Annotated in this window: 13 protein-coding genes; 5 read left to right on the top strand and 8 right to left on the bottom strand. The window is 64.5% G+C overall.

Annotation, left to right across the window (positions count from 1 at the left end; all coding sequences use genetic code 11):
* On the bottom strand, positions 1 to 663 hold the full coding sequence (locus QZ497_RS14565; protein WP_295476379.1) for a YciC family protein: 663 nt from the start codon (positions 661 to 663) through the stop codon (positions 1 to 3).
* 179 nt (positions 664 to 842) lie between these two features.
* Here QZ497_RS14565 and QZ497_RS14560 point away from each other — a divergent pair, with 179 nt between their 5' ends.
* From QZ497_RS14560 to QZ497_RS14550, 3 genes are all read left to right on the top strand, one after another.
* Complete coding sequence (locus QZ497_RS14560; RefSeq protein WP_295476377.1) at positions 843 to 1541, top strand: DUF2076 domain-containing protein; 699 nt, start codon at positions 843 to 845, stop codon at positions 1539 to 1541.
* Between the two features lie 77 nt (positions 1542 to 1618).
* Entirely contained in the window at positions 1619 to 2098 is a 480-nt protein-coding gene (locus tag QZ497_RS14555) for an NYN domain-containing protein (protein ID WP_295476376.1), read from the top strand.
* 15 nt (positions 2099 to 2113) lie between these two features.
* Positions 2114 to 2725: a 3'-5' exonuclease gene (locus QZ497_RS14550; protein WP_295476374.1), complete on the top strand. Its 612-nt coding sequence runs from the start codon at positions 2114 to 2116 to the stop codon at positions 2723 to 2725.
* On the opposite strand, the gene QZ497_RS14545 is transcribed toward QZ497_RS14550, so the two are convergent.
* The gene (locus QZ497_RS14545) at positions 2703 to 3197 is read right to left on the bottom strand and encodes an Lrp/AsnC family transcriptional regulator (protein ID WP_295476373.1); all 495 of its coding nucleotides are present in this window, start codon (positions 3195 to 3197) and stop codon (positions 2703 to 2705) included. The genes QZ497_RS14550 and QZ497_RS14545 overlap by 23 nt on opposite strands.
* A 167-nt stretch (positions 3198 to 3364) precedes the next feature.
* On the opposite strand from QZ497_RS14545, the gene yedA reads away from it, so the two are divergent.
* Both yedA and QZ497_RS14535 read left to right on the top strand, forming a co-directional pair.
* Positions 3365 to 4267, top strand: a complete 903-nt coding sequence (gene yedA / locus QZ497_RS14540) for a drug/metabolite exporter YedA (protein ID WP_295476371.1) — start codon at positions 3365 to 3367, stop codon at positions 4265 to 4267.
* A 65-nt stretch (positions 4268 to 4332) separates the two neighbouring features.
* A complete protein-coding gene (locus QZ497_RS14535; RefSeq protein WP_295476369.1) occupies positions 4333 to 5664 on the top strand; it encodes a DEAD/DEAH box helicase in 1332 nt (443 codons plus the stop codon).
* Positions 5665 to 5746: 82 nt separating this feature from the next.
* Here the strand turns inward: QZ497_RS14535 and pgi are convergent, their stop codons facing one another.
* The 6 genes from pgi to QZ497_RS14505 all read right to left on the bottom strand — a co-directional run bounded on the left by pgi (position 5747) and on the right by QZ497_RS14505 (position 13591).
* Positions 5747 to 7411: a glucose-6-phosphate isomerase gene (gene pgi, locus QZ497_RS14530; RefSeq protein WP_295476367.1), complete on the bottom strand. Its 1665-nt coding sequence runs from the start codon at positions 7409 to 7411 to the stop codon at positions 5747 to 5749.
* A gap of 231 nt (positions 7412 to 7642) precedes the next feature.
* Entirely contained in the window at positions 7643 to 8491 is an 849-nt protein-coding gene (gene panC, locus QZ497_RS14525; RefSeq protein WP_295476365.1) for a pantoate--beta-alanine ligase, read from the bottom strand.
* On the bottom strand, positions 8488 to 9288 hold the full coding sequence (panB, locus tag QZ497_RS14520) for a 3-methyl-2-oxobutanoate hydroxymethyltransferase (protein WP_295476364.1): 801 nt from the start codon (positions 9286 to 9288) through the stop codon (positions 8488 to 8490). Before panB ends, panC begins: the two co-directional genes overlap by 4 nt.
* Before the next feature lie 210 nt (positions 9289 to 9498).
* The gene (gene folK, locus QZ497_RS14515) at positions 9499 to 9987 is read right to left on the bottom strand and encodes a 2-amino-4-hydroxy-6-hydroxymethyldihydropteridine diphosphokinase (RefSeq protein WP_295476362.1); all 489 of its coding nucleotides are present in this window, start codon (positions 9985 to 9987) and stop codon (positions 9499 to 9501) included.
* The gene (locus QZ497_RS14510) at positions 9980 to 11383 is read right to left on the bottom strand and encodes a polynucleotide adenylyltransferase PcnB (protein ID WP_295476360.1); all 1404 of its coding nucleotides are present in this window, start codon (positions 11381 to 11383) and stop codon (positions 9980 to 9982) included. Before QZ497_RS14510 ends, folK begins: the two co-directional genes overlap by 8 nt.
* Before the next feature lie 762 nt (positions 11384 to 12145).
* The gene (locus QZ497_RS14505) at positions 12146 to 13591 is read right to left on the bottom strand and encodes a sigma-54 dependent transcriptional regulator (protein WP_295476358.1); all 1446 of its coding nucleotides are present in this window, start codon (positions 13589 to 13591) and stop codon (positions 12146 to 12148) included.
* Position 13592 lies beyond the last annotated feature (1 nt).

The following is a 13592-nucleotide window of genomic DNA, read 5'->3' as shown; positions in this document are numbered from 1 at the left end:
TCAGCCGGCAGGGCGCTCCTGCTCGATCAGCATGAACAGGCGGAACAGGGTCACGCCCATGAACAGCTGCAGAAAGCTGGTCAGGCTGTTGAGCAGCACCTCCACGCTCGGGCTTTGTGGGGCCGGCAGCAGGTACATGCCGGCCGCTTCGAACAGCGAAATGGGAATGTAGATGATCAGCAGGCACACCAGGATGCGCGTGAAGTGCCCGGTGGTCATCAGCATGCTTTCACGCATGGCCATGAACGGCGTGCGCTGGCGCAGTACCAGCAGGTACTCGCTGAACGCCAGTTTGATCATCACCCACAGGCCGGGCAGCACGAACAGTGACAGGCCGAACATGATCAGCAGCGTGCTGATCGCCGACAGCAGGGCGAAGGACGGCCACAGGCGCAGGGTCTGGCCCCACAGCTCGGTGATGGGCGGGTTTTCGCCACGGGTGCGGGCGTCCATGAACAGGATCAGCGCGCCACTGTACAGCGGGTAGAACAGCAGGCCGACGATCAGCTCGTAGGCGGTGGATGCCTGGGCCTGGGCGCTGGCCTGCACGGCCTGCTTGACGACGCCTTCGAGGATGACCGGCGGCAGGCACAACAGCAGGATGGCGAGCAGGTTGTGGCGGAAGAAGTACAGCGAGTCCTGGATGATGTTCAGCGGGTTCATGAGGGTCGTCACGGGTAAAGTCGGCGGACACTGTAGCCGATGGCCTGCGACGAACCAAGCGCACGGGTTCGACGGGGCTTTCTTAACTTTTTCGTCATGTGCTTGAACTGCCGCACAGCAGCCCCATTCTGTTTCGCAGGGCCATTGTTCGGCCTTCTGACGATCCGTGCGAGGTCACCATGAACACCCAAGAGCAAACCCTGATCGATGAACTGTTCGGCAAGCTGAAGACCGCCGAGGGGCAATCCGGCGTGCGGGATGCTGCGGTCGAGGCGTACATCAACGACCATCTGCGCCGTCAGCCGGCCGCGCCTTACTACATGGCGCAGGCGATCGTGGTGCAGGAGGCGGCGGTCAATCAGCTCAACCAGCAACTGCGTGAACGTGACGAGCAGATTCGCCAACTGCAGGCCGAACTGCAACAGGCCCGCAGTGGCAGTGCGCCTTCGTCGGGCGGCGGCTTTTTGTCCGGGCTGTTCGGTGGTGGCGCTTCGCGACCAGCGCCTGCACCGGCACCCGCACCGGCTTCTTCTGGCGGTGGCTGGCGCGACCCCGGCTACGCTGCGCCTGCCGCGCAGCCGGCGCCGGCTCCAGCCGCCGCGCCCAAGGGCAGCGGCTTTCTGGGTGGGGCCTTGCAGACCGCTGCCGGTGTGGCGGGCGGGGTGATGCTGGCGCAAGGCATCAGCAGCCTGTTTGGCCATCACAGTGCGCCGCAGGAAATCGTCGAAGTCATTCACGATTCGCCGACCCAGGGCCTGCAGTCGGATGACTGGGGCGGGCGTGACCAGGGCCTGCAGGCCGATGACTGGTCGGCCCGTGACCAGGATTACAGCGCCGGCGATGGCGGCTTTTTCGACGACGACGACAGTTTCGTCTAACGCCCGCGCCTCTGCGCTGCGCGGCGGCCGCATGGAAGTGGCATACTGCGCGCTGCCAGCAGCGCAGGGGAGGCGCGGTGAGAAAGATCGCAGTGTTCGCCGATGTGCAGAACCTTTACTACACCGTGCGCCAAGCGCACGGTTGTCATTTCAACTACGGTGCCTTGTGGGCCGAGGTCAGCCAGCGCGGCACCATCGTGCAGGCCTTCGCCTACGCCATCGACCGCGGTGACGCCCGCCAGCAGCAGTTTCAGCAGATCCTGCGCAACCTGGGCTTCACCGTGCGCCTCAAGCCCTACATCCAGCGCAGCGACGGCTCGGCCAAAGGTGACTGGGACGTGGGCATCACCCTGGATGTGATGGAATTCGCGCCGCAGGTCGACGAGGTGGTGCTGGCTTCCGGCGACGGCGACTTCGATCTGCTGCTCGAGCGCATCATCCAACGCTATGGCGTGGAGGCCGTGGCCTATGGCGTGCCAGGCCTGACCGCGAACTCGCTGATTCGCGCCGCCAGCCGCTACGTGCCCATCGAAGGCGCGCTGCTGCTCAAGAACTGATACGAGGAACGACCTTTGGAACCTGTTGCCGTCATCGACTTCGAAACCACCGGCATCGCCCCCGGTCCCGGTTGCCGGGCCACGGAAGTGGCAGTGGTGATCCTCGAGGACGGACGCATCGTCGACCGCTACCAGAGCCTGATGAACGCCGGGGTGCGCATCCCGCCGTTCATCGAGGCATTGACCGGCATTAGCAACGCGATGATTCGCAGCGCGCCCAGCGCCGATGAAGTGATGGGCGAGGTAGCGGATTTCGTCGGGCGTACGCCACTGGTGGCGCACAACGCGGCGTTCGACCAGAAGTTCTGGGACTTCGAGCTGGCACGCCTGCAGCGCACCCGCGAGCAATCCTTTGCCTGCTCCTTGCTGCTGGCCCGGCGCCTGCTGCCCCAGGCGCCCAACCACAAGCTTGGCACCCTGACTCGCTACGCCCGGCTGCCCGACACCGGCCAGGCTCACCGGGCCATGGCCGACGCGGAGATGGCCGCCAACCTGCTGGGCTACATGACCGCGCAGTTGCGCGATACGCATGGCATTGCGCAGGTTTCCCACCAGTGGCTGTGTCGCCTGCAGAAGGTCCCGGCCGCGCGCATTCTGGAAACCCTCAAGCGTCAGCGCGGCCTTTGACCGGCGCCTTGTCCAGGCGCACGCCGATGCCCAGGTGCCCGGCAGGCAGGCGACGGTCCACCGGGGTGGAGAGCACCATCGAGGTCTTGCTGAAGCCGTAGCGGGTGATGCGGTCGAGCAGGTCTTCCAGATGCTCCATGGAGTCCACCGCCGCGCGCATGATCACGCAGGGGTCGCCGGTCACCCGGTAGCACTGGATCAACTCAGGCAGCTTGTACAGCTCCTGCTGGGCGTTCTGGTTGCCGTGGCTGCCCAGGCGCAGCTCGATTATGCACTGGATGGGCAGCCCGACCTTGGCCAGGTTGACCTTGGCTTCATAACCGGTGATAACCCCGCTGGCTTCCAGCTTGGCCACCCGCTCGGCCACTGCGGGGGCTGACAGGTTGACCTGGCGGGCCAATTGCGCGAAGGAGGCGCGGCCATTTTCCAGCAGCGCGCCGAGCAGCATGCGATCGTATTTGTCCAGTTCCAAGACGGTGCTCCCGCAAGGCTAAAGAGTTGCTTTTCGAATGCAAGGCAAGACCTGACGATTACCGTTGAATCATAGGTCGGTGGCGTATTTAAACAGCTTTTCTGGCTTATTGTTCGGCGCATGCCTTCTTAGAATGGCTGAACCTTATGAAAGGATGCGTGCCTGCCATGTCTGATTCACGTCGCGTTCCCCTGGTGCTGATCGGCGCCTTCCTGGCCCTCTACCTGATCTGGGGCTCCACCTACCTGATGATCCGCATTGGCGTGGCTTCCTGGCCGCCGATGATGATGGCCGGGGTGCGCTTCCTGATTGCCGGGCTGCTGATGTACGGCTTTCTGCGCTGGCGCGGGGTGCCCACGCCGACCCGCGAGCAATGGAAGGCCAGTGCGCTGATCGGCTTTTTGCTGCTGGCCTGCGGCAATGGCGGGGTGACCCTGGCCGAGCACGCCGATGTCTCGTCGGGCGTCGCTGCCCTGGCGGTGGCCACCGTGCCGCTGTTCACGCTGTTGTTCAGCCTGCTGCTGGGCAACCGCACCACGCGTCTGGAATGGGCCGGCATCGCCCTGGGCATGACCGGTATCGGCCTGCTCAATCTGGGTTCCAACCTGCAGGCCAGCCCATTGGGTGCGGCGTTGCTGATCTTCGCGGCGGCGTCCTGGGCCTTCGGGTCGGTATGGAGCCGACGCCTGTCACTGCCGGACGGCCCGATGGCCAGTGCCGCGCAGATGCTCGTCGCCGGCGCCATGTTGCTGCTGGGCAGCCAGATCAGTGGCGAGCGCCTGGAGCAGATGCCCAGCGCCGCGGGTTGGGCGGCGTTGGCGTACCTGGTGGTGTTCGGCTCGATCGTCGCATTCAGTGCCTACCTGTACCTGCTCAAGCATGTGCGCCCGGCAGCGGCCACCAGCTACGCCTACGTCAACCCGGTGGTGGCAGTGGTGCTCGGCATGCTCTTCGCCGGTGAGCGTATCGGTGCGGAAGAGACCCTGGCGATGCTGGTGATCATCAGCGCGGTGATCCTCATTGGCCTGCCCCAGTGGCGGCGCCCGGTGGTCAGGGAGTCGGCGGCCTAACCCAAGGGCGGGGGGACAGGGTAAACTGCGCGCCTTGCGCTGAATCATTACCAACGGTACCCCCCATGACTTTCGCTTCCCTCGGCCTGATCGAACCCCTGCTGCGCGCCCTCGAAGCGCTGGACTACCAGACGCCGACGCCGGTGCAGGCCAAGGCGATCCCCGCCGTGCTGGACGGCCGCGACCTGATGGCCGCGGCGCAGACCGGCACCGGCAAGACCGCCGGTTTCGCCTTGCCGCTGCTGCAGCGCCTGACCATGGAGGGCCCCAAGGTGGCCGCCAACTCGGTGCGCGCCCTGGTGCTGGCGCCAACCCGCGAACTGGCCGAGCAGGTCCATGAGAGCTTTCTCCAGTACGCCGAGCACCTGCCACTGAGCACCTACGCGGTGTATGGCGGGGTGAGCATCAACCCGCAGATGATGCGCCTGCGCCGTGGCGTCGACGTGCTGGTCGCCACCCCGGGCCGCCTGCTCGACCTGCATCGCCAGAACGCAGTGAAATTCAACCAGGTACAGATCCTGGTGCTCGACGAAGCCGATCGCATGCTCGACCTGGGCTTTGCCGAAGAGTTGCGGGGGCTCTATGCGGCCCTGCCGAAACGCCGCCAGACCCTGCTGTTCTCGGCGACCTTCTCCGACCCCATCCGCCTGCTGGCCGGGCAGATGCTCGACAACCCGCTGAGCATCGAGGTCAGCCCGCGTAACGCCGCGGCCACCACGGTCAAGCAATGGGTGGTGCCGGTGGACAAGAAGCGCAAGACCGAGCTGTTCATCCACCTGCTGAAAAAGCTGCGCTGGGGCCAGGTGCTGGTGTTCGCCAAGACCAAGGTCGGCGTCGACCAGTTGGCCGAGCGTCTGCAGGGCCTGGGCATCAAGGCCGACGGCATCCATGGCGATCGCCCGCAGGCCACCCGCCAGCGCGCGCTGGACAGTTTCAAGACCGGAGACATCCAGGTGCTGGTGGCCACTGATGTGGCAGCGCGTGGCCTGGATATCGACGACCTGCCAACCGTCGTCAACCTCGACCTGCCGATCGTTGCCGAGGACTACGTGCATCGCATCGGCCGCACCGGACGCGCCGGGCAGACTGGCGAGGCGATTTCGCTGGTGTGTGCCGATGAAGTGGAACAGCTGGCGGCCATCGAGGTGCTGATCCGCCAGGTGCTGCAGCGCAAGGAAGAGCCGGACTTCGAGCCCGACCACCGGGTGCCGGCCACCGATGCCAGCGGGCAGATCCTGAAGAAACCCAAGAAGCCGAAGAAACCCAAGACCACCGGCGCCAAGGGCAACCTGGGCAAGTGGATCGACAGCGGTGACTTCGATGCGCCAGCACCGAGCGTCAAGCCCGTGCGCAAGGTCCCGGCTTTCAATACCGGACCGCGTAAACGCAAGCCATGAAAAAAGGCCGGGTGTGATACCCGGCCTTCTTGTTTGGCCCGAGGGGAAAGGCCGCGCCCGGTGGGCGTGAGGCCCGTACCGATCAGCCGCGGTGACGACCGCGGAAGTAGTTGATCAGGCCTTGGGTCGAGGCGTCTTCGGCCGGCTCTTCGTTGCCGCCGGTCAGGCGCTGGTAGACACCCTTGCCCAGCTCCTTGCCCAGTTCCACGCCCCATTGGTCGAAGGCATTGATGCCCCAGATCACGCTCTGCACGAACACCTTGTGCTCGTACATCGCCACCAGCGCGCCCAGGCGGCGTGGGCTGATGCGCTCGACCACCAAGGTGTTGCTCGGCCGGTTGCCCGGGATCACCTTGTGCGGCGCCAGGCGCTGCACCTGGTCTTCCGGCAGACCCTTGTCGCGCAGTTCGGCCTCGGCCTCGGCGCGGGTCTTGCCGAGCATCAGTGCCTGGCTCTGCGACAGGCAGTTGGCGTACAGCCACTGGTGATGGTCGGCTACCGGGTTGAAGCTGACGATCGGCACGATGAAGTCGGCCGGGATCAGCTGCGAGCCCTGGTGCAGCAACTGGTGATACGCGTGCTGGCCGTTACAGCCCACGCCACCCCAGATGACCGGGCCAGTGTCGGTGGACACCGGCGTGCCGTCCTGGCGCACGCTCTTGCCGTTGGACTCCATGTCCAGCTGTTGCAGGTGCTTGGTGATGTTACGCAGGTAGTGGTCGTACGGCAGGATCGCGTGGCTCTGCGCGCCCCAGAAGTTGCCGTACCACACGCCCAGCAGGCCCAGCAGCACCGGCATGTTCTGTTCGAACGGCGCGCTCTGGAAATGCTGGTCCATGGTGTAGGCGCCGGACAGCAGTTCCTTGAAGTTGGACATGCCGATGGCCAGGGCGATCGGCAGGCCGATGGCCGACCACAGCGAATAACGGCCGCCGACCCAGTCCCACATCGGGAAAATGTTTTCTTCACGGATACCGAAGGCCACGGCAGCGGCATTGTTGCTCGACACGGCGATGAAGTGACGATGCAGCTCGGCTTCCGACCCACCCTGAGCCAGGTACCAGGCACGTGCGGCCTGGGCGTTTTTCAGGGTTTCCAGGGTGCTGAAGGACTTCGACGAGACGATGAACAGTGTGGTCTCGGCGCGGATGTTCATCGACAGCTCGTGGAACTCGCTGCCGTCGATATTGGCCAGGTAATGGCAGCGTACGCCCTTGTGGGTGTAGGCCAGCAGGGCTTCGGAGACCAGTTCGGGGCCCAGGTAGGAGCCGCCGATGCCGATGTTGACCACGTCGGTGATGGGCTTTTCGGTATAGCCACGCCACAGGCCGTCGTGGATGCGCCCGACCAGCTCGGTCATCTGGCTCAGCACCCGGTGCACTTCCGGCATGATGTTGGTGCCGTTGACCAGCAGCTTGTCGCCTACCGGGCGACGCAGGGCGGTGTGCAGTGCCGGGCGGCCTTCCGACGCGTTGATGGTCTCGCCATCGTACTGGGCCTTGATCGCTTCCTTGAGGCCGACGTCCTTGGCCAGGCGTACCAGCAGGTCGCGGGTTTCGGTGGTGATCAGGTTCTTGGAATAGTCGAGGAACAGGCCGCAGCTGCTGAGGGTGAACTGGTTGAAACGCTGCGGGTCGGCAGCGAACGCCTCGCGCATGCTGAAGTCCTGCATGGCCTGGCGGTGTTCGCTCAATGCCTGCCAGGCGGGCAGAGCGGTCACATCGGAAGGATTGCGGTAGTACGCCATCGCTTGGGGTTTCCTTTAACTTTAACTGCCTGTGGACATTTCGACGCCGCCTGTTCGGCGGCAGGTTGTGCTGCGGTGAACTGCCAGGCGCCTTCGGGGCCCAGGCTCGTCAGGGTCGTGCGCATCGATGTCCGGGCATTCACTCCAGGGTGTCATGCAGACCACGTTGGATCTGTAGGAATAGGGCACTGTCGCACCAGCTTAGTTCATTGCCAAGCGGCCTGGCCGCCGTCAGCGCTTGAGGTGCAGGTTGTCGATCAATCGGGTCTTGCCCAGGAATGCCGCAGCGATCACCACCAGGTCACGGTCGTCGGCCGTGGCCGGACGCAGACTGGTCGCTTCGCGAACCTCCAGATAATCCACCCGCAAGCCGGCGCTTTCAAGCTGGCGAGCGCTTTCGTTCAGCAACGGCTCGAAGGCGTTGTCACCGCCCTGCAGGGCTGCGGCGACACGCTGCAGCTCGCGGTACAGGGCCGGAGCGACGGCACGCTGCTCGTCGCTCAGGTAGCCGTTGCGCGACGACAGCGCCAGGCCGTCGGCGGCGCGCACCGTGGGCTCGCCGATGATCTGGATAGGCATGTTCAGGTCGCGGACCATGGCGCGGATCACCGCCAGCTGCTGGAAGTCCTTCTCGCCGAACACCGCGACGTCTGGCTGGGCCATGTTGAACAGCTTGCTGACCACCGTGGCCACGCCTTCGAAATGCCCGGGGCGGCTGGAGCCGCACAGACCTTCTGAAACGCCCGGCACGCTGACCCGGGTCTGCTCGCCCATGCCGTTGGGGTACATCTCTTCGACGGTGGGGGTGAACAGCAGATGGCAGCCGGCCTGCTGGAGCTTTTCCTGGTCGGCGGTGAGGGTGCGCGGGTAGCTGGCCAGGTCTTCGTTGGCGCCGAACTGCAGCGGGTTGACGAAGATGGTCGCGACGATGAAGTCGGCGTGCTCGGCGGCGCGGGTCACCAGTTGAATGTGGCCGCTGTGCAGGTTGCCCATGGTCGGCACCAGGCCGATACGCTTGCCGGCGCGGCGCGCCTCGGCGACGGCCGCACGCAGGGCCTGGACGCTGTTGACGGTGTTCATGCCTGGAATCCGTGTTCTGGGGCTGGGAAACTGACGTCTTTGACGGCCGCGACGTAGGCCTGGATGGCCGACGGGATGTCGGGCTGACCGATCATGAAATTCTTCACGAAACGCGCCACCCGACCGGTGATCGACAGCCCGAGCATGTCGTGCAGGACCAGCACCTGGCCATCGGTGGCGCTGCCGGCGCCGATCCCGATCACCGGGATTTTCACCGCATGGGTGATTTCCTCGGCCAGGTCGGTGGGCACGCATTCGAGCAGGATCATCGCCGCACCGGCCTGCTCCAGCGCAATGGCATCGGCGCGCAGCTGGCGGGCCTGGGCTTCCAGGCGACCCTGGACCTTGTAGCCGCCCATCACGTTGACGGTCTGCGGGGTCAGGCCCAGGTGCGCGCACACCGGAATGCCGCGGTCGGTCAGCTGACGAATGGAATCTGCCAGCCAGGCCGCGCCTTCGACCTTGACCATGTGCGCACCGGCACGCATCAGTGCGGCGCTGTTGAGCAGGGTCTGTTCGAGGCTGGCATTGGCCATGAACGGCAGGTCGGCGAGGATCAGCGAGCCCTGGTTGCCGCGGCGCACGCAGGCGACGTGGTAGGCCATGTCCTCGACAGTGACTGGCAGGGTGCTGTCATGGCCCTGCAGGACCATGCCCAGCGAGTCGCCGACCAGCAGCACTTCGACGCCTGCGCCACTGGCAGTGTGGGCGAACGTCGCGTCGTAGCAGGTCAGCATGGTGATTTTTTCGCCCTTCTGCTTGAGAGCCTGCAGCGACGTAACGGTTGTAACCGGCATGTAATTTCCTCCATCACCAGGCGCTGTGAATACTACAGATTCATCCTGGAAAGCAGGCACACCGTCGTACCGCGGTGTTTTGCAAAGGCCTGTCTTGCGCCCATTCACCAAGGGGTTGGCGGCGGGAGGCCTATCTTCGTGAGGCGCGGACTTGAAGTCAAATGCAGGTGTTACCGGTCACGGACGACCGGTAACGGGGGGCGGGGTGGCTCACTCGGTAGCGGGCAGACGTTCCAGGCCGACGAATGGGCAATCGGCCAGCATCTGGCTGAGCAGGCGTCCGTCCGGCAGTTGCAGGCCGGGCGCGAGGTCGGCCAGCGGGTAGAGCACGAAGGCCCTGGCGTGCATGTGGTAGTGCGGCACTTGCAGGCGTGGCACGTCGATGGCCTGGCTGCCGAACAGCAGAATGTCCAGGTCCAGGGTCCGTGGGCCCCAGCGCTCCAGGCGTTCACGGCCCTGGTCCAGCTCGATGGCCTGCAGGGCGTCGAGCAGCGCCAGCGGGGCGAGATCGGTGTCCAGCGCCGCCACGGCGTTGGTGTAGCGGGGCTGGCCGGGTAGCAGCGAATCGCTCACATAGAACGGCGAGACGCCGGCCAGCTGGCTGCGGGGCAGTGCGGCCATGGCTTCCAGGGCCGCATGCAGTTGGGCGGCAGGGTCTGCCAGGTTACTGCCCAGGCCGATGTAGGCCCGTTCAGTCATCGTAGCCGCCGCTTTCGGCTCCGGCGCGCTTGCGCTTGCCTCCGCTGCGCCGGCGCTTGCGCGGGCCGCTGCCAGTGTCGTCGGCCTTGCTGCCCAGCTCGCGGATCATGTCGCGGCGTTCGCTTTCGTTGGCGTCCTGATAGTCGGTCCACCATTGGCCCAGACCGTCGGTCTGCTCGCCGGCGCTCTCGCGCAACAGCAGGAAGTCATAGGCGGCGCGGAAGCGCGGGTGATCGAGCAACTGGTCGGCGCGTTTGCCCGAGCGGCGCGGCAGGCGCTCCTGCATGTCCCAGATTTCCCGGATCGGCAGGGTGAAGCGTTTGGGAATCGCGATGCTGCGGCACTGTTCCATGATCAGGTCATGGGCGGCGTCCTGCATGGCGGTGATCGGCGGAACGCCACGCTCCTGCAGGCGCAGCACGCGGTGCGGCAGGGCTGGCCAGAGCAGCGCGGCGAACATGAAGGCCGGGGTGACCGGCTTGTCCTGGCGCACGCGCAGGTCGGTATTGGCCAACGCCTGGCTGACCAGCGTGTGGGTGTAGGTCGGGTTGTGTTCCAGGGCCTTGGCGGTAGCCGGGAACAACGGATCGAACAGCTCCAGGTCGACGAGCATTTCGAAGGTGATCTCGCCGTGCCCGGACAGGAACAGCTTCAGCGACTCTTCGAACAGCCGTGCCGCCGGAATGTCGCGCAGCATCGGCGCCAGCGGACGGATCGGCAGCATGCTGTGCTTCTCGATGCCAAAGTTCAGCTTGGCGGCGAAGCGCACCGCACGCAGCATGCGCACCGGGTCTTCCTTGTAGCGCTGCTCCGGGTCGCCGATCAGGCGGATCAGGCGATTGCGGATGTCGTGTACGCCGTTGGCGTAGTCGAGGATGCGTTCGGTGACCGGGTCGTAATACAGCGCGTTGATGGTGAAGTCGCGGCGCTGGGCGTCGTCTTCCAGCGTGCCGTAGACGTTGTCGCGCAGGATGCGACCACTGGAGTTGCGCGAAGACTGGTTGGTGTCTTCGTCGTCCTCTTCTTCCGGGTGATTGGCGCGGAAGGTCGCCACTTCGATGATTTCCCGTCCGAAATGGATATGCACCAGCTTGAACCGTCGGCCGATGATTCGGGCGTTGCGGAACTCGGCGCGGATCTGCTCGGGTGTGGCGCTGGTGGCGACGTCGAAGTCCTTGGGATCGAGCTGCAGCATCAGGTCGCGGACACAGCCGCCCACCAGGTAGGCCTGGTAACCGGCGTTCTGCAATCGCTCGACGATGCTCACCGCATGGCGGCTGAATTGCGAGCGCTGTAGCGAATGCTGGTTGCTATTGAGCACGACGGGCGTAGAGCGCGTGTGTTGCCGTGGGGTGCGCAGCGGAGAGCGAAATGACTGGAACAGCTTCTTCAGCATGGGATGCACTGTTTGAAGGAATATTCGACCAAAAATGGAGAATGGCCGCACGATGGGCGGGGATTCTAGCATTTGATCGGGCAATGGTGTAGGAAGCCGTCGATCGGCGATGCTGGGCAGGTCTGGAGATGGGGCTGTGCGGGGGCTCTGTGCCCAGAACGGCGGGCTTGCAGAAGCCTGGCGGGCGGGGGTTGCCGGGTGGCAGAAGCTACTAGGGGAGCCGAAGCTCCCCCAAAGTGTGTGCTCTTTATTTTTATTGTCGTTTCGGGCTTCTTGTTTTTGTTGAGTGCCCGTTCGCCGGTCTTTGCCTGCGAAACCTCTCAAATCGAGAGTGAAGAGCAAACGGATTGCTTTGGACGCTGTATTGCGATGATCGGTGATCCAACCAGTTCAGGCGCTACCTTGGGGTAGTTTTTTGTTGTTCTCGGCCTGGTCGCGGGGCAAGCCCCAAATACAACACCTCTCCAAAAGAATCAGTTAGCTGCGCCTCCGCCGTGTTGTTCTTGTTATGCGTGAGTCGTTTCATCTTGTTCTTGTTGTGGGGGTGACACGTGTTTTTTGTTTTTCTTGTACCGAACATATAGCAGGTGCTGTGCCAACTTTTGAAAACCCTTGAAAATCAATGGCTTGAGATGGCTGGCTATTTTCGTGGAGCGAAAAAAACCGGGATTCCGTTACCGTACCTCCCGGTTTTTGTTACGTCTGCAAAGGCTTCGGTAACAGTTTCAGCCTGAGAAGAGGAACTGTTACCGAGGGCCAGGGTCACGTTTCGTTGGCTACGCCCTTGCGCCGTGGGATGCCCAGGCGCTGGCGGCGTTCCCACAGGCACTTGCGGCTGACCCCGAGCTTGCGCGCCAGCTCGGTCTCGGTCATGTGGTCCTGGTGTTCGAGGACGAAGTGCTGGAAGTAGTCCTCCAGTGAGAGGTCCTCGGTGGGCTCGTGATTGGCACCGTTGGCCCCATTGGGCAAGGGCGCCAGACCGACGAACTCTTCGTCTTCGAGGTCGCCCAGCTCGATGTCGATGCCAAGCAGGTCGGCAGAAATCTCGGCCGACTCGCTGAGGATGACCGAACGCTCCACGGCGTTCTCCAGCTCACGAACGTTACCCGGCCAACTGTAATGACGAATGGCCTGTTCGGCATCCTGGCCGAAGCGCAGGTCAGGGCGCCCGGCCTTGGCACTTTGCCGTGCCAGGAATGCGCGGGCGATTTCCAGCACGTCGTTACCGCGCTCGCGCAGTGCGGGCAGCTTCAGCGCGATGACGTGCAGGCGGTAGTAGAGGTCTTCGCGGAATTCACCGTTCTTGGCCAGGGTCTTGAGGTCGCGGTGGGTGGCGGCGATCAGGCGCACATCGACCTTCTGCGACTGCACCGAACCGACCCGGCGGATCTCGCCTTCCTGCAGTACGCGCAGCAGACGTGCCTGGGCCTCCAGAGGCAGTTCACCGATCTCGTCGAGAAACAGCGTGCCACCATCGGCCGCTTCGACCAGCCCCGCACGCCCGGCGCTGGCGCCGGTGAAGGCGCCTTTCTCGTGGCCGAACAGCTCGGACTCGATCAGGCTTTCCGGAATCGCTGCGCAGTTCACCGAGATCATCGGTGCCTTGGCGCGCCGCGACAGATTGTGCAGCGCCCGGGCCACCAGTTCCTTGCCGGTGCCGGACTCGCCCTGCACCAGCACGTTGGAGTCGGTGGGTGCGACCTTGCGGATCTTGCCGTAAAGGTCTTGCATGGGCGGGCAGGAGCCGATGATGCCGATCTCGCCATTGGCGTGGCCGGGCGCAGGCTTGTCTGCCGTGCCGCCCTTGGCAGCGGCGCCACGCTCGGCCGCGGCAGGCGCCGCCTGTGCCGGGGTGCTCTGGCGGTCGCGCAGGATGCGCGCCACGGCCTGGAGCATCTCGTCGTGGTCGAAGGGCTTGGCGATGTAGTCCACCGCACCCATTTTCATCGAGTCCACCGCCGAGCGCAGGCTGGCGTAGCTGGTCATGATCAGCACCGGTTTGCCTTCGCCGAGGCGGATCAGCTCGGTGCCGGGCGCGCCGGGCAGCCGCAGGTCACTGACGATGAGGTCGAACGATGGAATGCTGAAGCGCTCCTGAGCCTCTTGCACCGATCCGGCTTCGCTGACCTGGTACTGGTTGCGCTCGAGCAAGCGGCGCAGGGCTGAGCGGATGATGGTTTCGTCTTCGACGATCAGAATATGCGGCATT

It is taken from the genome of uncultured Pseudomonas sp. (assembly GCF_913777995.1).
Lineage (GTDB): Bacteria > Pseudomonadota > Gammaproteobacteria > Pseudomonadales > Pseudomonadaceae > Aquipseudomonas.
The sequence above is the reverse complement of the archived record's forward strand: the minus strand, read 5'-3'. Positions and strand labels throughout refer to the sequence as shown.

What these genes read in the sequence shown, in the direction of transcription:
- pgi (WP_295476367.1), bottom strand. Translation starts at nt 7,411, where the DNA reads ATGGCGTACTACCGCAATCCTTCCGATGTGACCGCTCTGCCCGCCTGG.
- panC (WP_295476365.1), bottom strand. Translation starts at nt 8,491, where the DNA reads ATGAACACCGTCAACAGCGTCCAGGCCCTGCGTGCGGCCGTCGCCGAG.
- folK (WP_295476362.1), bottom strand. Translation starts at nt 9,987, where the DNA reads ATGACTGAACGGGCCTACATCGGCCTGGGCAGTAACCTGGCAGACCCT.
- yedA (WP_295476371.1), top strand. Translation starts at nt 3,365, where the DNA reads ATGTCTGATTCACGTCGCGTTCCCCTGGTGCTGATCGGCGCCTTCCTG.
- panB (WP_295476364.1), bottom strand. Translation starts at nt 9,288, where the DNA reads ATGCCGGTTACAACCGTTACGTCGCTGCAGGCTCTCAAGCAGAAGGGC.
- QZ497_RS14565 (WP_295476379.1), bottom strand. Translation starts at nt 663, where the DNA reads ATGAACCCGCTGAACATCATCCAGGACTCGCTGTACTTCTTCCGCCAC.
- QZ497_RS14510 (WP_295476360.1), bottom strand. Translation starts at nt 11,383, where the DNA reads ATGCTGAAGAAGCTGTTCCAGTCATTTCGCTCTCCGCTGCGCACCCCA.
- QZ497_RS14560 (WP_295476377.1), top strand. Translation starts at nt 843, where the DNA reads ATGAACACCCAAGAGCAAACCCTGATCGATGAACTGTTCGGCAAGCTG.
- QZ497_RS14505 (WP_295476358.1), bottom strand. Translation starts at nt 13,591, where the DNA reads ATGCCGCATATTCTGATCGTCGAAGACGAAACCATCATCCGCTCAGCC.
- QZ497_RS14535 (WP_295476369.1), top strand. Translation starts at nt 4,333, where the DNA reads ATGACTTTCGCTTCCCTCGGCCTGATCGAACCCCTGCTGCGCGCCCTC.